The organism is Saccharospirillum sp. MSK14-1 (genome assembly GCF_003054965.1).
Taxonomy (GTDB): domain Bacteria; phylum Pseudomonadota; class Gammaproteobacteria; order Pseudomonadales; family Natronospirillaceae; genus Saccharospirillum.
The window spans coordinates 814,770-836,851 of sequence record NZ_MIES01000033.1 but is presented as its reverse complement, the minus strand read 5'-3'; the positions used below and the strand labels follow the sequence as shown (position 1 = coordinate 836,851).

The following is a 22,082-nucleotide window of genomic DNA, read 5'->3' as shown; positions in this document are numbered from 1 at the left end:
ATTGTTAATGAACTGATATAAAAGCAAGCCATCCTTGGCCTTGCATTACATTACATTTTAGTCACTAAAACCGCCGCCAGAAGAGGTTGGGCACATCGTATTACGAGACGTTTCATTCCAAGATGGGATATATGCAAAGCCTTCAGATTGCAAGCGAGACATTAGGTTAGCATTTTCAGCACTTACAACCTGCTTATGTGTTTGATACATAATATTAGCCTGATTGAGATCACTCATATCCAAATATGCCGGTGGCAAGTTGTTTCCAAATGAATACTGGTCCATTAAGAACATGTACCGATCTGCCATTACTTTAGCTTTCGTTAAATGCTCCCAAGCTTCCAAATACTTACAGCCGAAAGCGTAATGAACATCCAAACCAATTGGATCAAGAGCGTATCTTGCTACATCGTTAATTGCTTCTATTGAAAATGCAGGAGAAACCTCCGCCCCTGCTAAACCTGACTCATCATGAAACCATATATTGAAATCATCGAGCCAAACGGGGTCTTCTTCGACAAAAGGCCCTTTATATACACCAACCATAAAATCAAAATCATCCGAGGTGATATCAAAAGTTGATTGATCAGACTCAGCCCATGATTGAACTTCAGAAGCATCAGAGAAAAACCACTGATCAACGTCACTAGTAGATAGCTCACTACTAAAATCAGCATATTGTTTCATCAAGTTTTCAAGGCTAGATGAAAATTCCTGAGCTGATGTTTTATAGGCAGTTGCATCACCATCCCCTGGAGATGCATCTTCTGTAGGATTATAAAGCTCGCTATAGAAGAAGAAGTTGTCAGCAGCATCGTTCAATTTCACTTCCAGTTTCTGTGCATATATCCCGATATAATCCGTGGGCAGAACCAAATATGATTGAGGAATAAATGTTACCGAAGTCGTATTGGCACCCGTGTTTTGCATATTTTCAAAATGATAAGTAACGTCTTTATCTGCACAGTAACTATCAAAAGTACTGCTAAGATCCATCGTTAAACCACTAAAGCCTACCGGGAAATAATCTTCATCTTCATAGAATTTGTGCGTACCACACTGAATATAGAATCTTCTACCAGAATTAAACGCCACTTCTTCTGAACCGACATTTCTACGTTTGTATAATTCCCAAGGCTCACTAACTCGAACATCAGCCTCAACAAAAAGAGTTATGCCGTTCATTACAATGGGCACCATACCTCTAGTATTCCAAGCTTCCCTACGATATTCTCGATATACACCGTTTGCGACCTGAGTGTACGCAGGCCCTAAAACATTTATCGTCCAATCTGTATAACGTTTCCTATCAATAAAACGAAAACCAAATAATTCCGTTGAATAGTTATATGTAATTGAAAGCGGACGATACTGATGGGATGTTGTTAAAATCGAACCTTCATTATTGCTCACACACGATACTCTATTAACCATCTCGCTGGTACTAGCATCAAGCTCTACTGCCGCTTTTTGACAATCCATTGCCCGTATTGGCTCATTTGATTCCACTCTAATGCCAACGGAGCCGATCGCTGCCATTTCAAGTAATGAGGTTTTCTCGGCCTCTGGTAAAGTAAAGCTACCATCAGCTAACTCCTCATTAGTAAAAATACGGACTGGCGGTGCTGGAACTAGCTCCCCCATGAAAATAATGTTTCTATCTAACAACGCCCTTTCAAATGAATATCGACCTGCAACAACTTCTGTATCAATTACTTCTGAGAGGCCGTACTCGTCAAAAATATAATCATTAGTCAACGACCCGTTAGGAATTGGAGTGACTTGAGTATTATCAGAAAACGCATTGATACTAAGCATAGAAAATAGAGGAAATAAAGAAAACAGGGGAAATATCTTTTTCACAAAAATCTCCTTTAAAAGATATTCTCAATTAAACCGGTCCAAATTTACGGAGCAGCATCAATATAGAGAAATAATTAATAGTTAATTACTCAAATCAATACACTCTAAATCTATTAACAATAGGGGCGCAGTCAGAGGGCTGAGCGTCATCTATGTACATTTTAATTTCTTTATTAGCCATAAAAGCTGAAATCAAAACAGCAGCTTGAATCTGATAGTCAGGTGCTAGCGGATCGAGCCGAAAACGACGACTGCTATTACAGGTACTAAGTGAGTTGGAATATTCTGTCACGAACACCAGATATTCCTGCGTAGGATACAATAGTAGTATTTCGCTCTTTGGAGTCTCAATTACTGCTGAATAGACAGGGCTGGAGGTCACCACTATCAACAAAACAAAAAGTATTTTTCTCATACAACAGTCACCTTTAATTTTTAATTGCCCTGGAAAACATCAATCTATGAAGCCTAAACAATAGAGAAACCATCACTTATGATACTTAGAATAGAACTCCATATTGGGCTTTCAAGAAATGAAGTTAAAGTTCAGGATTTAGTGAATTTACTTTTTATTAATGATGCTAAAATCTATGATCAAGCCAAAAGACAGTTATTACAGTTCCATTATCGATACAATGATTACCATCATATTCGACTGAGATCTTCTTACCCTGAGCTTGGGCTGCAATTGCTAATGAGAAAAGCCTATCAGCAGAACCATCGGTATGAGGGAGGCGCAGTAATTTTTTATTCTCACACGTAGTATTCTGTACTTCTTCTAACGTACGAATAAAAATGGTATCGGTATTGTTGCTTGAGCCAATCGTGGAAACAGTAAAACTTCCATCTGCTGCCCTGACGTTTCCAGACATAGATAAAATCACAATGATAAGATACAGCGCCTTCTTCATATTAGCCCTCGAGGTTATTTTTGTCTTTTAACAGGAGGTATTTAGATGGGTGACGGCGTTAGTATTAGGGTAACCGGCGAATTGACTATTAATTATTAGAAACTTCCAATGCATTTTTTGAAGTGGTACTGCAGCCTATTAAGACCATCTATTTCAATGGTTTCAACCTCTTGTTATCTGGTTAACAGGAAGCAAAAGACGCTGAATAATGCGCTTTCCACGCTACCGCCCAGCCGGTTACAGGGCACGCCAGAAGAATGGATTGTCAGTTCCGAAGTCACAAGCGAATAAGGCTACCCTGTTCGCAATGTACAGAAAACCTAAAGAGGCGCACATCTGTCCGCTTTTATAAAAAGAATGCCCAGGAACCATCGAATTGAGGTTAGTGATCATTATAGCTGCGTAGAAACAGTAACTTTTGACAGGAAAACCAGCTGTTGCTGCTGGCTTTCCTGGTCACTAATTTAGATTTAACTAAAACAAAATATAGAAGTTTTCTGACTGGTATTTAAACAGCAGGTTGGTGTTGTTAATTAACACGCTCAACAACATGCAAATAGCAGAGTCCATCTTCCGTTCTATAGGTATCATCCACTCTTACATTGAGCGGTTTGCCTGCAATCTGCGACGACAATACAACAGACCGTACAAATTCCCTATCTTCTTCAGGAAACGCAATCGCCACTAAATGGTCGTTGATCGGACATGTACCTGCAGAGCCAAACCCTTCTATTGTAAAAGTACCACCGTTAACTTGGCTCCAATACACTCCTTTCACTAACCCTGATGCATAGTGCATGTCAGAGAAAACATACGGAGAGCTACTCAACAACATCAGCAGAGAAAAAAATCTTATCGGTTTACTCACACTATCGCTCCTGTTCACTGAAAGTCTAAACGGGTATTGACCAACAATTTATTGTGTTAAAGCTATCGAGTAAACCAGTATCACTTAAAGAGTAAAAGTCTGATTATCACTTAATTGCTGGTCAAATTAGCTGTGCATTAGAAAATATTGATACTTTCAGTAAGTAATGAAGCTGCATTGCAACACAGGTGTTGCTGCTCAAAAGTGAAATCAGCCAGGCCATACATGTCCTGGCTGATTCCTAACTGAAGCTAGATCAATAGCTTGGCCTTGCACTAATCCAAAAACGCAGCGATCTGCTGAAATTCCTTTTCCAGGTTTTTCAGTTTTTTCTTACCCAAACCACCCAGTACTTCAATGGCATGGCGCAGTCGGCCACGAGTGAGGTCCGGGCCGAGGATGGTCATGGCATCGAGCACTGACACAGAAGCCGGGGAACCGGTGATGGCGATGAACAGTGGGGCCATGAGGTCGCGCATTTTCAGGCCCTGGTGTTCGGCGACGGCTTTGACGTCGGCCATGATGTTGTCTTTTTCCCAGTGGCGTTGGGTTTCCAGTTTCCACAGCACCAGTTGCAGGGTTTTCTTCAGGTCATCTTCGTCGAGCTTGACGCTTTCGAAACTCTCGGCAGTCAGGTTCGGTACGCCCTGGAAGAAAAACATGGCCAGCGGTGCGGCGTCGCTTAGGCGTTCGATGCGTTGCTGCACCAGCGGCAGGAAGCTTTCGACGTAATCGCGGTTGAATTTCCAGTCCAGCAGGCGCTGCATCAGTTGTTCGGCGCTGAGGTCTTCGCGGATGTAACGTCCGTTCAGCCAATCGAGTTTTTCCGGGTCGAAGACCGGGCCGCCGAGGCTGATGCGTTTGTGATCGAAATTGTCGATCATCTCGCTTTGGGTGAATTTTTCTTCGCCGTTGGGCATGGTCCAACCCATCATGCCGAGGAAGTTGATCAATGCTTCGGGCAGGATGCCGACCGAGTGGTAGTAGTCGATCGAGGTCGGGTTTTTGCGTTTGCTGAGTTTTGATTTATCGGCGTTGCGCAGCAGCGGCAAGTGACAGAACACCGGCGGTTGCCAGCCGAAATATTGGTACAGCAATAATTGTTTGGGTGTCGAGGAAATCCATTCTTCGCCGCGCAAGACGTGGCTGATTTCCATCAGGTGGTCATCGACCACGCAGGCCAGGTGGTAGGTCGGCATGCCGTCGCTTTTCAGCAGCACTTGCATGTCGATCTGTTTCCAGTCGATTTCGATCTGGCCGCGCAGTTCGTCTTCAACCACGCACACGCCCTCTTCCGGCACTTTCATGCGGATAACGGATTTTTCGCCCGCGTGCAGTCGGCTTTTAACATCGGTTGCGTCGAGGTGCATGCAGTGACCGTCGTATCCGGCCAGGCCTTCTGCCTGACGTTCGGCGCGCATGGCATCAAGGCGTTCGGCGGAACAGAAACAATGGAAGGCGTGGCCTTCGTCGACCAGTTGTTTGGCGTAATCGCCGTAGATGGCTTTGCGTTCGCTTTGGCGGTAAGGGCCGTATTCGCCGCCTTTGTCCGGGCCTTCGTCCCAGTCCAGACCGAGCCAGGCCAGCGATTTCAAAATGGCGGCTTCACTTTCCGGGGTGGAACGCGTCTGGTCGGTGTCTTCGATACGCAGAATAAACTCGCCGCCCTGGCTTTTGGCGAAGGCGCGGTTAAAGAGTGCGATGTAGGCGGTGCCGACGTGCGGGTCGCCGGTGGGGGATGGCGCGATGCGAGTGCGAATTTTGGTCATGCCGGGGCGGTCTCTTGGCTGGGCAAAGGCGGCGATTATAGCTGTTCAGCCATGGACTAAAAAGTCAGCGACCGCCTGCGGCATCAATAAAACTGCCGGTGATGTAGGAAGCTTCGTCACTGAGCAACCAGGCAATGGATTGCGCCACTTCCTCGGCAGTGCCGCCGCGCTGCATGGGAATGGCTGGTGCCATCCGTGCCACACGATCGGGTTCACCGCCACTGGCGTGAATCTCGGTTTCAATCAGGCCCGGCCGTACCGCGTTGACACGAATGCCCTGGGCGGCCACTTCCAGGCTGAGGCCTTTGGTGAGTGCATCCACGGCGGCTTTGCTGGCGGCGTAATCGACGTATTCATTCGGCGCGCCCAAACGCGAGGCGGCGGATGAGACGTTCACAATGGCACCGCCCTGCCCGCCTTTGTCGGTTGCCATGCGGGTGACGGCTTCACGGCAACACAGGAAGGCGCTGTTGACGTTGGTGCGATACATCAAATCGAGGCGGTCTTCGGTAATCCACTCCACCCGCGTTTGTGGCTGCACGATGCCGGCGTTATTGACCAGCGCGGTGATCGTGCCCAGTTCGTCGTCGATGCGCTTGAACAGATGCACAACGTCGCTTTCCTGGCTGACATCGGCCTGAATAGCAACGGCGCGCACACCATGGCTGTGTGCCGCAGCGACGACCTCGTTGGCCGCTGCGGCATTGTGCTGGTAGTTGATGGCCAGGTCGTAACCGCGTTGGGCGAGCAACTGTGCGGTGGCGGCACCGATGCCTCGACTGGCGCCGGTTATGAGTGCGATGGGTTGAGTCACGTCGGTTATCCTTTAGAGCGGCTCGGCCGTGCCCGAAAAACGCCTCAGTCGGCGTTCAGTTGGCGTGCTTTACGGCGGGCGGTTTTTTGTCGATACATCGCTGCATCGGCGCGGGCCACGAAGGCATCGATGTCGAGTTCGTCGTCCTGGGCGGTCACCACGCCGACGCTGGCACCGGGGTAATCGATGGTCAGGTCACCCAGGTCGAAATGGCCCTGAGTCAGCCGGGTCAGGCGTTCGCCGATCATGGTGCGGACTTGTTCGGCGTCCACATCGTGCGGAGCGGTACCGAAGACCACAAATTCGTCACCACCGTAGCGGGCGACAAAGTCACCATCGCGCAATCCTTCTTTGAGTTTGCTCGACAACGCGATCAGGAAGCGGTCGCCGGCGTCATGGCCGTGTTCATCGTTAATGGCTTTAAAGCCATCAAGATCGATAAAGCCCAGATGCACCTGATCATCACTGCGCTGTGCACCCGCCAGCGTGCGTTTCAATTCACGGTCGAAAGCGCGGCGATTGGGAATGCCGGTTAACGGGTCGGTCAACGCAAAGTGGCTGTATTCGCGGTTTTCGTGTTGCAGGCGGGCAATCAGCCGATCGTGTTCAAGTTGGCGGCCAATCAAGTGGCTGAACAACGTCAGCATTCGCTGCGCCTGTTCAGACACAGCCTGGCTGCTGGGGCCTGCCGCACAGAGCGTGCCGTAAAACTCACCGTCGCCGATGTGCACGGTTTGGCTGACGTAGGTTTCGATGCCCAACTCAGCCGCCGCTTTGGAATCGCTCCAGTGCTCACTGACGTTGGCGCTGATCGACCGGGATTCTTCCAGTGCCCGTTTGCACAATGAATCTTCCCAGGGCACCACCAACCCCTGAGGGATGGCAAACTGTTGCTCATCGGTATTGTTGGAAAACAGCACGGTTTGAGTGCTGTGAACTTCATCGACCCGGGTTAAATAGGTGGACTCCAGGCCGGTCATCGATTGCAGCAATTCCAACAGGGCTGGGACCAGGCTATCGAGATGATCGGCCTCCGGCACCACATCGGCCAGGCGATCCAACAAAGCAAATTCATTCATGACGTGATCTACAACAACGGCGTACCCTCAGACTAGCAAAGACACTCGCCGGCGGACAGCATCACGCCATGTCAGCCAATATCGCTTCGGTGGATAACACCCGGCAAAACTCACCGTTCAGGCTGGCCAGATTGGCGTTGTGCATTTGCTCGGCGGTGAAATGGGTGCCATCTGGCGCAGTGCGCTCAAAGGTGGCGGTGCCGTCGCTGACCAGCGTGACCTCAAAACCGAGGTTGGCCGCCATGCGCACAGACGTTGATACGCAGTGATCGGTGGTCAGGCCGACGATGACCAAACGTTCGATGCCGGACTCCCGCAAATGGGCGTCCAAAGCCGTACCAATAAAGGCGGAATTCACACTCTTGGTGAACAGCGGCTCGCCAGGCTGGGGGAATACCTCTGGCTTGATGGCATTACCCGGCTGGTCCGGTCGCAGCGGCGAGTTGGGTTCGACTGAGTCGTGGCGTACGTGCATCACCGGCAAACCGCGTTCGCGCCAGGCAGCCAGCAAACGAGCCATATTGGACTCTGCCTCGGGGTTATTGCGTTCACCAAAGGCGGGATTATCAAGCCCTTGCTGAACGTCGATGATGATCAATGCGGTTGCGGACATAACGCCACTCCTAAAACGGGAGTGCGAGTATAAAGCGAGGATCGCCCGACCGACCAGTTGACGCTTTACTTTGCCACCATCACGCCGTGACGATGGCGGCTTGAGTCGATCTATTTTCGCGCTAACGTGAGCTCGATTGACGCAGGTCAGGAACTGCTTGTGGACCTGTGGTTAATCTACAACTGACAGGGTTTCAGACGCGGTGGATAACACACCACCGATCGATGAATACAAAGGAGGACACCACTATGATTGGTCAATGGCTTCGCGAAGATCGTAACGCCTCTTACCTTTTGGCCGTGCTGCGCATCTGGCTCGGTTATGAATGGCTGATGGCAGGCTGGCACAAACTCTTTGGTTTCGATGCGGCGGGCTTTTTACGCGGCGCAGTCGCCAAAGCGGGCGGCGAACACCCCATGGTTCAGGACTGGTGGGCATCCTTTCTGGATGCGTTTGCCATTCCCAATGCGGGCTTGTTCAACTTCATGATTCCCTGGGGCGAAGTCGCTGTCGGCCTGGGTTTGATTTTCGGCTGCTTCACTGTGCTGGCCGTGTTCTTCGGACTGGTGATGAACTTCGCCTTCCTGTTCAGCGGCTCTATCAGCAGCAACCCGAACATGATCATCGTTGAGTTCATCGTGCTCTACGGCGCTGCCAATGCCGGCCGTATCGGACTGGACCGCTGGGTACAGCCTTATATTGCCGACTGGATTGCCCAACGACGCCATAAAGCGGCCGCCTGAATTCGCTCAACGAGCTAACCGTCTCACCTCTGTTTGCCGGCCTTTGAGGGCCGGCTTTTTTGTGTCTGAACGCTTTATGGCCAGACCGGATTCACACTTCGCTCGGATACACCTGGTAGTGAATACCGGCTAAGTCCTGAACGGTGCGAATCACCTGAGCGCTGTAACCCGCTTCGTTGTCGTACCAGACATACACTATGGCGCGGTTACCGGTCACAATGGTGGCGCCGCTGTCGACGATGCCGGTTTTACGATTGCCGATAAAATCGGACGATACCGCTTCCGGTGAATGCGTGAAGTCGACCTGTTTGTGCAAATCGGAATACAGCGAGGTTTCGCGCAGGAAATTGTTCAGTTCGTCTTTGCTGGTTTCGGTCTGCAGGTTCAAGTTCAAAATGGCCATCGACACATTCGGTGTCGGCACACGAATGGCATTGCCGGTGAGTTTTCCTTCCAGTTCCGGCAGCGCTTTGGCGACGGCTTTTGCCGCACCGGTTTCGGTGAGCACCATATTTAATGGCGCGCTGCGACCGCGACGTTCGCCTTTGTGGTAGTTATCAATCAGGTTCTGATCGTTGGTGTAGGAATGCACCGTTTCGACGTGGCCGTTTTCGATGCCAAAGCGATCGTGCAGCGCTTTCAACACCGGCGTAATGGCATTAGTGGTACAGGAAGCCGCAGAGACAATGGTGTCGTCTTCACGGATGCTCAGATGATTGATCCCGTGGACGATGTTTTTGATGTCGCCCTTACCGGGTGCGGTCAGCAATACGCGGCTGATGCCGTCGCATTTCAGGTGCTGACCTAAACCGTCGCGGTCGCGCCATTTGCCGGTGTTATCAACCAGAATGGCATCGCGAATGCCGTAGCGCTGATAATCAACCTCGGCTGGGTTGTTGGCATAAATCACTTGAATGGTAGTGCCGTTGGCAACCAGACAATTGTTTTCAGCGTCGACGCTGATGGTGCCCTCGAAACTGCCGTGAATGGAGTCACGACGTAACAGGCTGGCACGCTTGACCAGATCGTTATCCGCCCCGCCCGGTCGAACCACAATGGCGCGCAAACGCAGCGGTGAACCGCCGGCTTTTTCGATCAGTATGCGTGCCAGCAACCGACCGATACGACCAAAACCATAGAGCACCACATCACGCGACGAGTTTTCATCGTTGATGGCATTGCCTTGCAGGTCGGCCAGTTCGGTATTGAGGAAATCACGCAGTGGCACATCTTTACCATGGCGACGATGCTTGAGCGCTAATTTGCCAACATCGATATGCGCTGGGGCCAATGGCATTTCATTAAGCAATTCCAGCACGCCCAGGGTTTCATTCACCGACAGTTCGTGCCCTTCCACCTGGCGCACAAAGCGATGGGTTTTCAGCAACTGAATTACCGACTGGTTGATGATCTGGCGACCGTAGATGGAGGTGATTACCCGGTTCTGACGATACAGCCGACCGATGATGGGAATCATGGCTTCGGCGAGCGCTTCTTTTTCCTGCCAGCGCAGCAGGGTCTGGTCGATCACGGCTTGGTTCACGCGTGTATCCTCTAAGGTGTCCGGTTGATAGGCAGTCGTTTTATGTCCGGTTCTGTCCGTCGGGTTATCACCCGACCGCGCCGGTTTTGACACCATTCTAACGATGCGACCGAAACCCTATCGAGCACCTTTGTCAGACATTTTTTGCCATCTTATTGGCCGGACAACCGATGCGTGATGGTTTTGAAAACTTATTACACCAAAGCACCCATTCCACCCTGATTTGTTTTGAATCGCTCGCTGCCTAAACGCCAAAAACAGGCTTATAAGCCCCTGATAAAGCGATCATCATGGAGTTCGCCATAAGTCGTAGATGAAAGGAAGTTACGTAAATTTCAAACTGAAAAGCGCATCGATTTTTTTAGAAAATATTTAATATCGATGGTTAGATGCGACTAGGAAGGAAAGAAAAACAAAGTTGTCAGCCCTGTTTAGCCAAACGCACGGTATTCCGGCCGGCTTTTTTGGCTTCATATAGCGCGCTGTCAGCCGCCTTGCTGAGCTCATTGGCGGAATCGCCCTGGGCCAGTTGAGCCACACCGCAACTGAAAGTCACCTGGATGCGTTCGCCCTGAGCGTCGTGCTGAATTTGTGCAAATCCCTGACTGATGGCTTCGAGCAATTCGCCGGCTTTGTCCAACTCAATGTCGTGCAGCACAATGGCAAATTCTTCCCCGCCATACCGACCAATGCGATCGGTCAGCCGGAAGCGTTGACGTAAAAACAGCGCCAGGCTGCGGATCACGCTGTCACCCACGGCATGACCATAGCGGTCGTTAACGTCTTTGAAATGGTCGATGTCGATCATCGCAAAACAGAGGTTACGCTGTTCCGCTTGTGCTTGCGCAATACTGCGTTTAAGTACGTCGAGGGTGTTAATGTGATCGAGCAAGCCCGTGAGGCTGTCGCGAATCATCTGCTCTTTTAAGCCACGATTACGCTGGCAGCGATTGCGCACCGTGGCAACCAGCATGTCCGGCTCGACTGGCTTGGTGAGAAAATCATCGCCACCTTGCGCCATGGCCTCAAGCTGTTTGCCCGTGTCTTGCTCGGCCGATAAATAGAGGATCGGCACCACGTCATAACGCCATTGCTGGCGAATCACCTGAGCCAGTTCAATACCGCTGCAATGCGGCATATACATATCCATCAAGATGGCGTCGGGTTGAAAAGATTCCAGCGCATCAAGAATCGTCAGCGGCTCGGTAACAACCTGGGTCAACATACCGGCTTGGTTCAAGGACCGCTCGGCAAAGAACGCCTGCGCCGGTGAGTCTTCAACAATCAACACGCGATAAGGCGGTTCGGAACGGAAGGCGTAGAGGCTGCTCAGTTGCTTCACCAGGATGCCCGCATCGAGCGTGCCTTCCTGAAACCCGACGCCCTGAGCCCGAGCGGCGGCCAATCGCATGTCAATGTCGGGCGGATGTTGTGAATAGAAATAGACCGGCAAGGCCGGCGACGACAACTGCTGTGCGTCAGCGGTTACGCCCAACCCATCACCATCGAATTCGACGTCCATCAATAGCGCCGCCGGACGACGGTGAGCAATAGCCAGCATCAGCGCCTGACGATCAGCAATAATCTGTGACGGGATACCAAAGAATTCCAGGTGGTGGCTAAGATCGTGCGCTTGTTCAGGCTGATGACAACACAGATACACCGGTTTACGGCTGTCGATGTTCAGTGCGGCGGCGTTGTCGTCTCGACGCGAACACCGCTCAGCCAGGCGGTGGACAGGCTTGCTCAGTGCTTCCAGCACATCGCTGGACGGGGCTTGATTATCGGTGGTTTTGGCGAGCAGAGTCAGCAGCGTTTCGGCTTCAGCGAGGATGTCTTGCGATTCATAGCGAACCGCCAACTGCTGCAGTTTATCGCAGCGGCGAATAAAGTCCCCATGCCAGTCCGGGTTCCACAACACTTCGTCAAGGTTGCGCCAGGCGTTGACCACCAAGCGCGCCTGATCATGCACACGACGGCTGAAATGCTGGCGCAGTTCATCACGCTGCTGAGATTTGTCGATCATCTTGGCCATGCCGGATCGTTGCCTTATTGGGAGCACCGATCGGCCGGTTGGACCAATGGGCTGAACGTCAAACGCTGTGGATCAGAGTTGTTGCAGACCGCGCATCAGGTCGTCTTGAATATCGAGCACATCTTCCAGACCCACGGCGACACGAATCAGGCCCGGCTCAATACCCGCCGCCATTTTCTCTTCATCACCGACACGGCCATGCGTCGTCGTGTAGGGGTGAGTGATGGTGGTTTTGGCATCACCCAGATTGGCCGTGATGGACAAGATGCGCGTGGCATCAATGACCTTCCATGCCGCTTCCTGGCCACCTTTCACAACAAAACTGACGACGCCGCCAAAATCACTTTGCTGCTCACGTGCCAGCTGATGCTGAGGATGACTGGGCAACCCGAGGAAATGCACTTTCACAACCTGTGGTTGCGCTTCCAGCCACTCGGCCAGTGTCTGAGCGTTGGCGCAATGCTGCGCCATGCGCAGACTCAGTGTTTCCAGGCCTTTGAGGAATACCCAGGCGTTGAACGGGCTCATGCTCGGGCCCGCGCTGCGCAGGAAGCCAACGATTTCGTCAATTTCGGTTTTGCGACCGACGACAGCGCCGCCGAGCGCCCGGCCCTGGCCGTCAATAAACTTGGTGGCCGAATGCACGACCAAATCAGCGCCCAGCGCCAAGGGTTGTTGCAAAGCAGGGGTACAGAAACAGTTATCGACCACCAGCAACGCACCAACGCTGCGCGCCAGTTCGGCCAGCGCCCGGATGTCGGCAACTTCGGACAGCGGGTTCGAGGGTGTTTCAACAAAGAGCAGTTTGGTTTGGTCGGTGATGGCGTCGCGCCAGGCGCTCAGATCCTTGGGATCGACGTAGCGAGTGCTGATGCCGAATTTGCCCAGGTACTTGTTAAACACCACATTGGTGGAGCCAAAGATCGAGCGCGATGACACCACTTCGTCGCCGCTTTGCAAAAACGCCATGCAGATGGAAAAGATGGCCGCCATACCGGAACTGGTCCCCACGGCCGCTTCGCCGCCTTCGAGCAACGCCAGGCGTTCTTCGAAGGTGCGTACCGTTGGGTTGGTGTAGCGGCTGTAGACGTTGCCTTCGCGCTCACCGGCAAAGGTGTCAGCCATGCTGGCGGCGTCATCGAACACATACGACGAGGTCATGTACAGGGCTTCGGAATGCTCCATTTCATCGCTGCGCCGCTGACCACCGCGGACCGCACGGGTCGCGGGTCGTGCCTGTTGCAATGCCTGGGTGCGTTCGTCGCTCATGCCCTGCCCTCGATTTGTCTCGTCAATAAATACAGCGCGGCTCAGTCGTCATTATGCAGATCGACGAGCGCGGATTCATCGTCTTTCTCGCGCTTTTTAGCTTTGCTCTGATCATTACGCGCCGCTTCCAGGTCACTCAAGTAAGCCGCGTCGATATCGCCGGTGATGTATTCACCATTGAACACCGAGCAGTCAAAGCGACGCACGCTGGCTTTGTGCGTTTGCACCGCTTCGCGCAAGTCATCGAGATCCTGATAAATCAGTTTGTCGGCGCCGATCAGTTCGCGAATTTCTTCGTTGCTGCGGCCATGGGCAATCAACTCTTTGGCCGCCGGCATATCGATGCCGTAGACGTTCGGATAACGCACTTCCGGCGCCGCCGAAGCAAAGTACACCTTGTTGGCACCGGCATCGCGCGCCATCTCGATGATCTCGTTACAGGTGGTGCCACGCACGATGGAATCGTCCACCAGCAACACGTTCTTGTCTTTGAATTCGAGACCGATGGCGTTGAGTTTCTGACGCACCGACTTCCGGCGCTGTTGCTGGCCGGGCATGATGAAGGTGCGACCGATGTAACGGTTTTTCATAAAGCCTTCGCGGAAATCGACACCCAATCGATTCGCCAACTGCAACGCCGAGGTGCGGCTGGTATCGGGAATCGGGATCACCACGTCAATGTCGTTGTTAGGCCATTCGCGTTCAATCTTATCGGCCAGCGCATCGCCCATGCGCATGCGCGCTTTGTAGACTGAAATGCCATCGATGATCGAATCTGGCCGCGCGAAATACACATACTCAAACATGCACGGCACCAGTGACGGGTTTTCTGCGCACTGACGCAGATGCAATTGACCTGCGGCATCGATGTACACCGCTTCACCGGGCTCAACGTCGCGAATCAGGGTAAAGCCCAACACATCCAAGGCGACGCTTTCCGACGCCACCATGTATTCAGTATTGCCGGCTTCGCTGGTGCGCTCACCAATCACCAAGGGGCGAATGCCATAAGGGTCGCGGAAAGCAACCATGCCGTAACCGGAGATCATGGCAACCGCCGCATAGGCACCCCGGCAGCGGCGATGCACAGCCGCAACCGCACTGAAAATATCGTCTGCTTCCGGCTGTAATTTACCCTGTAATTGCAGTTCGTGCGCGAAGACGTTGAGCAGCACTTCGGAGTCGGAGGTGGTGTTCACGTGACGCAGGTCAGAACGGTACAGCGCAGAGTTCAGTTCGGCCGAGTTGGTCAGGTTGCCATTGTGCGCCAGCACAATGCCGTACGGGGAGTTCACGTAGAACGGCTGGCTTTCGGAGGTACTGGAAGAGCCGGCAGTTGGGTAACGCACGTGGCCGATACCCGCGGTACCACTGAGACGCTGCATATGGCTGGAGCGGAATACATCGCGGACCAGGCCATTGCTCTTGCGCAGGTAAAACCGGCCAGCGTCCTCAGTAACAATGCCAGCGGCATCCTGACCCCGGTGCTGCAGGACGGTCAGGGCATCATAAAGATGCTGATTAACCGCGGTGTCACTAACAATCCCAACGATGCCACACATGGATTAGGCTCCTCCGACGGAGAGAATGGCGTCCGATGCCTTGTTGATGTACTCACCGGTCCATTTGATGACCGGTTCGAAATAGGGAACCAGAGCCGAGTCGACCCAAAACTGATCCAGCGCAAACAGGCGGCCCAGGGCCAGCATGGCAACCACAATCACCAGACCGCGCAGCAATCCAAACACCACGCCCAAGGCGCGATCGGTCCCGGTCAAACCCGTCAGGCGAACGAATTCGCCCAGCAGATGATTAATCAGTGCGCCAACGACCAGAGTGGCAATAAACAGAATGACGAACGCAACGGTATAGCGCCAGGCAGGTGACTCAATAAGGCCGCCCAACAGAACCGCCAAGTTATCGCTGAACAATCGCGCAATGACCAAGGCGATGATCCAAGTAGCCAGCGACAAGGCTTCGCGGGTAAAACCACGCTTGATGCTGATCAGTGAAGAAACAAGCAGGATGAGGAGAATGATCCAATCGATGGCGATCATAGATGACGATACTGTGACCCGGTTGAAGAAGCGCGCATTCTATCAGAGGCCAGACGGCCTTGTCCCGGTCGCCGTCGCCCTATTCCATCGACCAAACGGTCAGGGTTCGTAGCGAACCACTAAGCCTTGCAGCTCAACTTTTTGCTTAATCTCGGCCTTGAGCGCCTGAACACTGTCCATGTCAGTTTCCGGCCCGACCAAGACCTGGGTAAAGAGGGTGCCGTCGGAAAGAATGACTTCGTTAACGTAAGTCTGAAAACCTTCATCGCGCAGTTGGTCACGCAACGCGGCCGCCTTGGCGCTGTCGCGGAAGCTGGCGACCTGGACGCTCCAAGCACGTTCACCCGGCGCAACCACTACACTGGGTTGCTCGGGTTCGACGGGGGATTCAGTGGATGCGGAACTTGGTGATTCAACCGCGGCTTCAGCAGCCACCGCCGATGGCGTCTCCGTCACAGAAACGGCAGGCTGAGGGGCTTCGTCCGGCAAGGGTGAAATATCGACAGCGCTATCCGTGACCGGCTCAATTTGCAGATGCGATAAATCCGGGCGCTTAGGCTTGGGCGGAATCTGGGTGATTTTTTCGGGCAAGCGACCTTCGCCATCGAGCACCACCGGCGCGATCAAAAAGATCAAAGCCAGAATGACCAAGCCGCCGACCAGGCGCTGCTGAATGCGAACGTCCAAGCTTAACTCCGCTACGGATCACTGGCAGCCAAAGCCTCAAGCGCTTCAGCCACGGTGTAAAAGGAACCACAGACTAGAACCGGCCGACCCGCCGGATCATCCAATGCCGCCTCTAGCGCGGCAGCGATCGAATGATAGCATTGCCCTACCCCGGCTGTCGCCCGCACCGCCAGGCTCTCAGCGGACAAACCTCGCGGTACCGCCAAACCGGCCAGATACCATTCACCGACAATGGGCGACAGTGCCTCGGCGACACTTTCGACGTCTTTGTCGGCCAACATGCCGAGCACCACTGACCAGGATTCATCGGCCAGGCGCTGAGCCAGATAACGCGCAGCGTGCGGGTTATGGCCGACATCCAACACCACGCGCCGTCCTTCAACCGTCAGATGCTGCAAACGTCCGGGCAAGACCACCTGATTGATGGCCGCTTCGATCTGGCTCAGTGACAAGTCAAAAGGCGACAAGGCAAACGCTTGCAGCGCCGATGCCTGATTGGCACGCGGAACACTGGCCAATAACGCGTTTTCAGGCAAACGCCCACCACGCCACCAAATGCCGTCGGCATCGGCACCGTGTTCCAAGCCAAATGGATAGTGTTTGGCGCCGACTGCCCGCGCACTGTCCTGCACCGACCTAGGTAACTCATAAGACCCTAGAACCGCGGGCTGATCGGCACGGAAGACGCCGGCTTTCTCGCGACCAATTTGCTCAATGTCGTCGCCTAAAAACGCCTGATGATCACGATCCACCGTGGTCAAAATACTGATGTCCGCATCGACCAGATTCACCGCATCCAGCCGCCCGCCCAAACCAATTTCCAGCACCCAGACATCCAGGTTTGCCGCATGAAACAGTACAAAGGCGGCCAGCGTCGTGAATTCAAAATAGGTGAGACTGACGTCACCACGAGCGGTTTCCACTTGCTCAAAGGCATCGATGAGATCGGCATCAGCCACTGGATCATGGTTAATGACCACCCGCTCATTGAAGTGGTGCAAATGCGGGGAGGTATAAAGACCAACGCTTAAATCGGCCGCCAGGGCCAGTTGATGCAAGGTCGCGCAGGTGGAACCTTTGCCATTGGTGCCGGCAACGGTAAAGACAAAAGGAGAGGAACGTTCACCGCTGATCAGCGGCAGATTCAGACGGTCGGCAACCTGGCGGACACGGTCCAGACCCATATCAATGGTCTGGCCGTGTATGTGCTCTAGGTAGTCGAGCCAGTGGCCGAGGCTGGAACCCTCAGGCGGCTTTGGCATGAGTCAGCATGCGCAACAAACGGGCGATGCGCTCGCGCATTTCGTGACGATGCAGAATCAGATCGATGGCGCCTTTTTCCATCAGGAATTCAGAGCGCTGAAAACCTTCCGGCAACTGTTCGCGAACGGTCTGCTCAATCACCCGCGGGCCTGCAAAACCGATCAGCGCATTGGGTTCGGCGATATTGATGTCACCGAGCAGTGCCAGCGAAGCCGACACACCACCAAAACAGGGGTCCAGCATCACAGAGACGTAAGGGACGCCCGCTTCATGCAGCTTTTCGATGGCGGCAGAGGTTTTCGCCATCTGCATTAGGGAAAACAAGGCTTCCTGCATCCGCGCGCCGCCCGAGGTGGCGAAACAGATAAATGGAATCTTCTCTTCCTGCGCCGCTTTGGCAGCCTGAGCGAATTTCTCGCCGACTACCGAACCCATTGAACCACCCATAAAGTTAAAGTCGAAAGCCGCGACAACAATCGGCAGACCTTCGACCGTTCCTTTCACGGTGACCAGCGCATCGTTCTCACCGGTGCTCTTCTGAGCGCCGGCCAAACGATCTTTATAACGCTTGCCATCTTTGAACTTCAGGCGGTCAACCGGCTTCACGTCGCCCGCCAGTTCCATCTGACCGTTTTCGTCCAGAAACAGATCAATGCGGCGACGCGCGCTGATGCGCATATGGTGTTCACACTTGGGACAGACGTCCTGATTACGTTCCAGTTCGGGCCGGTACAGCACCGCTGCACACTTCGGACACTTCTTCCACAGCCCTTCCGGGATATTAGATTTCGCGTTGGGACCGGATGATGAACGAATCAAAGACGGAACGATTTTGTCCAGCCAGCTACTCATGCTTGCCTCTTCCTCAAATGCCAGATGGCCTCATTATGGGCGATCCATCGCAGAACGCATATCGCCCAGTAACTGAGACACTTGTGAAGAAATTTCATCGGCGCTCTGCGATTGCTGCGCTTCGACGATGCGAACCAGCGCCGAACCGACAATCACCCCACTGGCCACCTTGGCAACACGCGCCGCGATTTCGCCATTGCTGATGCCGAAACCGACGCAGATGGGCAGGTCAGTATGCTGACGCATCCAGTCGAGCTTCTGCTCCACTTCGTCGACATTCAAGGTGTTAGCTCCGGTGATGCCTTTCAGTGAAACGTAGTAGATCCAGCCACTGGCGCGTTCGACGATGGCGTTAAAGCGCTCGTGCGTGGTGGTCGGCGTTACCAGATAGATCAAATCCAGACCCGCAGCCTTGGCATAGGGTACCAGGCCTTCACCTTCTTCCGGTGGCATATCAACCATCAGCAAACCATCGACACCCGCCTCAGCCGCGCGACCGACAAAGGTTTCATAACCCATCCATTCAACGGGGTTAAGGTAACCCATTAACACCACCGGGGTGTCGCGGTTGGTTTGACGAAACTCGGCGACCACATCCAGCGTTTTACGCAGCGTCATGCCGCTGGCCAGAGCGCGCTCGTTGGCCAGTTGAATGGCTGGGCCGTCGGCCATCGGATCGGAAAACGGCATGCCCAATTCGATAACGTCGGCACCGGCAGCGACCAGCGCATGCATCAGCGGCAGGGTGACATCGGGGCGCGGATCGCCGGCGGTAACAAAGGGAATCAGGGCCTTGCGGCCCTCACTGTTCAGACGATCAAAGGTAGCAGCAATACGACTCATAGCAGTGTCCTCAGATCGTCAGGCCGTCAATGCCGGCCACGGTATGAATGTCTTTGTCACCGCGACCGGACAGGTTAACGATGATGCGTTTGCCTTTGCCCAGTTCCGGCGCCAGCTTCTTGGCGTAAGCAACAGCATGAGACGATTCCAGCGCCGGCATGATGCCTTCGACCCGCGTCAGTTCGCGGAAGGCATCGAGCGCTTCCTCGTCGGTGGCAGCAACATACTGAGCACGACCGGAATCTTTCAACCAGGCGTGCTCTGGACCAACGCCCGGGTAATCCAGACCGGCTGATACCGAATGAGTGCCCATGATCTGACCATCGTCATCGGCCATGATGTAGGTGCGGTTGCCGTGCAACACACCCGGGCGACCTTTGCTCAGCGGCGCCGCGTGTTCATCGCCGGACAGACCATGACCACCGGCTTCGACACCATAGATGTCAACGCCCCTATCGTTGAGGAATTCCCAGAACAGACCGATGGCGTTGGATCCACCGCCCACGCAGGCGACCAGGGCATCGGGTAAAGCACCGGTCTGCTCCTGAATCTGGCGACGCGCTTCGCGGCCAATCACTGAGTTGAAATCGCGCACCAGTGTCGGGTACGGGTGCGGACCGGCAACGGTGCCGATGATGTAGTAGGTATTATCGACGTTGGTGACCCAGTCACGCATGGCTTCGTTCATAGCGTCTTTCAGCGTCTGAGTACCGGAAGTCACCGGTATCACCGTCGCGCCCAGCATGCGCATGCGATAAACGTTCAGCTTTTGCCGTTCAACATCTTCAGCGCCCATATACACAACGCATTCCAAACCCAGGCGCGCGGCGACGGTGGCCGTGGCAACGCCGTGCTGGCCCGCACCGGTCTCGGCAATCACGCGTGGCTTACCGCTGTATTTTGCCAGCAGCGCCTGTCCGATGGTGTTGTTCACCTTGTGCGCGCCGGTGTGGTTCAGGTCTTCGCGCTTCAGATAGATATCCGCCCCACCCCATTTCTGAGTCAGACGTTCGGCAAAATACAGCGGCGATGGACGGCCCACATAATGCGCCAGGTCTTTATCGAATTCGGCCTGAAAGTCCGGATCGTCTTTGAGTTTGGTGTACATGGCGGACAATTCATCCAGTGCGTCCATCAATGTCTCAGAGGCGAAACGGCCACCGAACGGCCCGAAGTGACCGGTGGCATCCGGAAAGGTGTGAAAGTCAGTTGCGTTATCGTTTTGATTGCTCATGCGATGTCTCTCTGCGAGTCGGCCAGGCGAACCTGGCGGACAAATTCAGTCATTTTTTCGGCGGACTTAATGCCTTTGCTGGCCTCGATGCCTCCACTGACATCAACGCCCAGCGGCTGCACCTGCTGTACCGCCTGCGCCACATTAGCCGGGGTTAAACCACCGGCCAGAATAATACGGCTTCGCCATCGCTCGGGGATCAAATTCCAGTTAAAGGTTTCGCCGGTGCCGCCAGGTTCGCCCGGTTTGTAAGCGTCGAGCAGCAGAGAATTGGCGCCGTTGTAGGTTTCCAGATCGGCAGCCAGTTGTTGCGCATTGCGCACCCGCAACGCTTTCATCCAGGCGCGGCCGAAGGATGCGCAGAAATCCGGTGTCTCATCGCCATGAAACTGCAGCACATCGAGCGGCACACGAGCCAGCACGGCTTCGACATCATCAACACTGGGATTCACAAAAAGGCCAACGCGGGTGCAAAAGGCACCGGCAATTGTGGCCAATGGCGCGGCATCGACGGCGGAAATGGCACGCGGGCTGGGCGGATAAAACACCAGACCAATGGCATCAGCGCCGAGCCGATCGGCCAGCACTACGTCATCCATCTGTTTCAGGCCACAAAGTTTGATACGCGTGCGCATAGGGAGTTCCGCCTTCAGGACGACTGAGTGTATCAAAGGGCCACAGACGGCCCAAGCCGGAATCGCGCTAAAGTCGCGCTTAGACGGGATCTAAACCAGGAAAAGCATCAAGAAAGGCCGGCCCCGCTTCGGGCCTGGGCAGATCATCGCGATCATAATTGGCACGCACAAAATACAAACCCGCGCCGGACGCAGTCACGCCGCCTTGGTTGCGGTCTCGTGTTTCCAACACCTGCTGAGCCCAGTCGACCGGCTTGTCACCACGACCAATTGCAAGCAAGACACCCATGATATTGCGAACCATATGATGCAAAAACCCATTAGCGCGCGCCTGCAGCACGATCAACCGGCCCTGCTGCACCAGCGTTAACTCTCGCACCTCTTTGACGGGCGATTTGGCCTGGCACTCGGATGCTCGAAAGGCAGAAAAATCGTGCTCGCCAATCAACAATTGTGCAGCCTGTTGCATGCGTAGCAGGTCGAGCGGCTGCCGCTCCCAGGTCATGCCATCGCGCAATATCCCACTGGGAATCGGTGCGTTATAAACTACAAATCGGTACGCGCGTTCGCGTGCGGCAAAGCGTGCATGAAACGTCGTGTCGACAATTTTTGCCCACTGTACGCTGATATCACGCGGCAACCGGGTGTTGGTTCCAACCGTCCAGCCGTACTCCTTACGCACGCTGGAGGTATCGAAATGAATCACCTGATTGCTGGCATGCACACCGGCATCGGTTCGACCCGCCACAATCAAATCAACCGGGTGATTGGCCACCGAGGAAATGGCTTCCGTCAACGCGCCCTGCACCGTCGGTACACCGGACTTCTGAATTTGCCAACCGTAATAATCGGTGCCGCGATATTCGACGCCCATGGCAACGCGGTAACGGTGGTCTTCGTTCAGAAAGGGAAAAATCTCAGTCATCGGTGCTCCGATACGGCTCGCATTTCAGCGGCTCACCAACAAAAACGCCGCTACAAAGAGCGGCGCATTCTATCGGAAA

General features: G+C 53.7%; 20 protein-coding genes. 1 reads left to right on the top strand and 19 read right to left on the bottom strand.

The genetic code is table 11. The features are described 5' to 3' along the window. Window positions 1–57: 57 nt before the first annotated feature. The 7 genes from BGP77_RS12860 to BGP77_RS12835 form a co-directional block, all read right to left on the bottom strand. A complete protein-coding gene (locus BGP77_RS12860) occupies window positions 58–1,863 on the bottom strand; it encodes a hypothetical protein (protein WP_108165128.1) in 1,806 nt (601 codons plus the stop codon). A gap of 581 nt (window positions 1,864–2,444) precedes the next feature. Beyond that, window positions 2,445–2,774 (bottom strand): hypothetical protein, encoded by a 330-nt coding sequence (locus BGP77_RS12855; protein WP_108165127.1) that lies wholly within the window; start codon window positions 2,772–2,774, stop codon window positions 2,445–2,447. A gap of 529 nt (window positions 2,775–3,303) precedes the next feature. Further along, window positions 3,304–3,642 (bottom strand): hypothetical protein, encoded by a 339-nt coding sequence (locus BGP77_RS17940; RefSeq protein ID WP_146171245.1) that lies wholly within the window; start codon window positions 3,640–3,642, stop codon window positions 3,304–3,306. 275 nt (window positions 3,643–3,917) lie between these two features. Beyond that, complete coding sequence (gene gltX, locus BGP77_RS12850; protein WP_108165126.1) at window positions 3,918–5,411, bottom strand: glutamate--tRNA ligase; 1,494 nt, start codon at window positions 5,409–5,411, stop codon at window positions 3,918–3,920. 64 nt (window positions 5,412–5,475) lie between these two features. Next, window positions 5,476–6,225 (bottom strand): SDR family oxidoreductase, encoded by a 750-nt coding sequence (locus BGP77_RS12845; RefSeq protein WP_108165125.1) that lies wholly within the window; start codon window positions 6,223–6,225, stop codon window positions 5,476–5,478. A 44-nt stretch (window positions 6,226–6,269) separates the two neighbouring features. After that, complete coding sequence (locus BGP77_RS12840; protein ID WP_108165124.1) at window positions 6,270–7,304, bottom strand: sensor domain-containing diguanylate cyclase; 1,035 nt, start codon at window positions 7,302–7,304, stop codon at window positions 6,270–6,272. A gap of 61 nt (window positions 7,305–7,365) precedes the next feature. Beyond that, a complete protein-coding gene (locus BGP77_RS12835) occupies window positions 7,366–7,917 on the bottom strand; it encodes a cysteine hydrolase family protein (protein WP_108165123.1) in 552 nt (183 codons plus the stop codon). A gap of 248 nt (window positions 7,918–8,165) precedes the next feature. Between BGP77_RS12835 and BGP77_RS12830 the strand changes: the two genes are divergently transcribed. Next, entirely contained in the window at window positions 8,166–8,660 is a 495-nt protein-coding gene (locus tag BGP77_RS12830; RefSeq protein WP_108165122.1) for a DoxX family protein, read from the top strand. Between the two features lie 91 nt (window positions 8,661–8,751). Here BGP77_RS12830 and BGP77_RS12825 read toward each other — a convergent pair whose 3' ends face one another. The 12 genes from BGP77_RS12825 to truA form a co-directional block, all read right to left on the bottom strand. Further along, window positions 8,752–10,203 carry a glyceraldehyde-3-phosphate dehydrogenase gene (locus BGP77_RS12825; protein WP_233252356.1) on the bottom strand — a complete coding sequence of 484 codons (1,452 nt, stop codon included), beginning with the start codon at window positions 10,201–10,203 and terminating at the stop codon, window positions 8,752–8,754. Between the two features lie 421 nt (window positions 10,204–10,624). After that, a complete protein-coding gene (locus BGP77_RS12820; protein WP_108165120.1) occupies window positions 10,625–12,238 on the bottom strand; it encodes a diguanylate cyclase in 1,614 nt (537 codons plus the stop codon). A 72-nt stretch (window positions 12,239–12,310) separates the two neighbouring features. Continuing rightward, entirely contained in the window at window positions 12,311–13,507 is a 1,197-nt protein-coding gene (locus tag BGP77_RS12815; RefSeq protein WP_108165119.1) for an O-succinylhomoserine sulfhydrylase, read from the bottom strand. A gap of 41 nt (window positions 13,508–13,548) precedes the next feature. Continuing rightward, the gene (purF, locus tag BGP77_RS12810) at window positions 13,549–15,069 is read right to left on the bottom strand and encodes an amidophosphoribosyltransferase (protein ID WP_108165118.1); all 1,521 of its coding nucleotides are present in this window, start codon (window positions 15,067–15,069) and stop codon (window positions 13,549–13,551) included. A 3-nt stretch (window positions 15,070–15,072) separates the two neighbouring features. Next, window positions 15,073–15,564 (bottom strand): CvpA family protein, encoded by a 492-nt coding sequence (locus BGP77_RS12805; protein WP_108165117.1) that lies wholly within the window; start codon window positions 15,562–15,564, stop codon window positions 15,073–15,075. 99 nt (window positions 15,565–15,663) lie between these two features. Further along, window positions 15,664–16,251, bottom strand: coding sequence for an SPOR domain-containing protein (locus BGP77_RS12800; protein ID WP_108165116.1), 588 nt, complete (start codon window positions 16,249–16,251; stop codon window positions 15,664–15,666). Window positions 16,252–16,262: 11 nt separating this feature from the next. Then, complete coding sequence (gene folC / locus BGP77_RS12795) at window positions 16,263–17,513, bottom strand: bifunctional tetrahydrofolate synthase/dihydrofolate synthase (protein ID WP_108165115.1); 1,251 nt, start codon at window positions 17,511–17,513, stop codon at window positions 16,263–16,265. Further along, window positions 17,497–18,366, bottom strand: coding sequence for an acetyl-CoA carboxylase, carboxyltransferase subunit beta (gene accD, locus BGP77_RS12790; protein WP_108165114.1), 870 nt, complete (start codon window positions 18,364–18,366; stop codon window positions 17,497–17,499). Before accD ends, folC begins: the two co-directional genes overlap by 17 nt. 33 nt (window positions 18,367–18,399) lie before the next feature. Then, window positions 18,400–19,209: a tryptophan synthase subunit alpha gene (gene trpA, locus BGP77_RS12785; protein WP_108165113.1), complete on the bottom strand. Its 810-nt coding sequence runs from the start codon at window positions 19,207–19,209 to the stop codon at window positions 18,400–18,402. A gap of 10 nt (window positions 19,210–19,219) precedes the next feature. Next, entirely contained in the window at window positions 19,220–20,443 is a 1,224-nt protein-coding gene (gene trpB, locus BGP77_RS12780) for a tryptophan synthase subunit beta (protein ID WP_108165112.1), read from the bottom strand. Next, on the bottom strand, window positions 20,440–21,114 hold the full coding sequence (locus BGP77_RS12775; protein WP_370446844.1) for a phosphoribosylanthranilate isomerase: 675 nt from the start codon (window positions 21,112–21,114) through the stop codon (window positions 20,440–20,442). The genes trpB and BGP77_RS12775 overlap by 4 nt, the downstream gene beginning before the upstream one ends. Window positions 21,115–21,157: 43 nt before the next feature. Next, a complete protein-coding gene (gene truA, locus BGP77_RS12770) occupies window positions 21,158–22,003 on the bottom strand; it encodes a tRNA pseudouridine(38-40) synthase TruA (RefSeq protein WP_108165110.1) in 846 nt (281 codons plus the stop codon). Between the last annotated feature and the right edge of the window lie 79 nt (window positions 22,004–22,082).

Coding starts and splice junctions, on each gene's coding strand:
- gltX (WP_108165126.1), bottom strand. CDS start 5,411: ATGACCAAAATTCGCACTCGCATCGCGCCATCCCCCACCGGCGACCCG.
- BGP77_RS12840 (WP_108165124.1), bottom strand. CDS start 7,304: ATGAATGAATTTGCTTTGTTGGATCGCCTGGCCGATGTGGTGCCGGAG.
- accD (WP_108165114.1), bottom strand. CDS start 18,366: ATGAGTAGCTGGCTGGACAAAATCGTTCCGTCTTTGATTCGTTCATCA.
- trpA (WP_108165113.1), bottom strand. CDS start 19,209: ATGAGTCGTATTGCTGCTACCTTTGATCGTCTGAACAGTGAGGGCCGC.
- BGP77_RS12815 (WP_108165119.1), bottom strand. CDS start 13,507: ATGAGCGACGAACGCACCCAGGCATTGCAACAGGCACGACCCGCGACC.
- truA (WP_108165110.1), bottom strand. CDS start 22,003: ATGACTGAGATTTTTCCCTTTCTGAACGAAGACCACCGTTACCGCGTT.
- BGP77_RS12835 (WP_108165123.1), bottom strand. CDS start 7,917: ATGTCCGCAACCGCATTGATCATCATCGACGTTCAGCAAGGGCTTGAT.
- BGP77_RS12820 (WP_108165120.1), bottom strand. CDS start 12,238: ATGGCCAAGATGATCGACAAATCTCAGCAGCGTGATGAACTGCGCCAG.
- BGP77_RS12805 (WP_108165117.1), bottom strand. CDS start 15,564: ATGATCGCCATCGATTGGATCATTCTCCTCATCCTGCTTGTTTCTTCA.
- purF (WP_108165118.1), bottom strand. CDS start 15,069: ATGTGTGGCATCGTTGGGATTGTTAGTGACACCGCGGTTAATCAGCAT.
- trpB (WP_108165112.1), bottom strand. CDS start 20,443: ATGAGCAATCAAAACGATAACGCAACTGACTTTCACACCTTTCCGGAT.
- BGP77_RS12830 (WP_108165122.1), top strand. CDS start 8,166: ATGATTGGTCAATGGCTTCGCGAAGATCGTAACGCCTCTTACCTTTTG.
- folC (WP_108165115.1), bottom strand. CDS start 17,513: ATGCCAAAGCCGCCTGAGGGTTCCAGCCTCGGCCACTGGCTCGACTAC.
- BGP77_RS12855 (WP_108165127.1), bottom strand. CDS start 2,774: ATGAAGAAGGCGCTGTATCTTATCATTGTGATTTTATCTATGTCTGGA.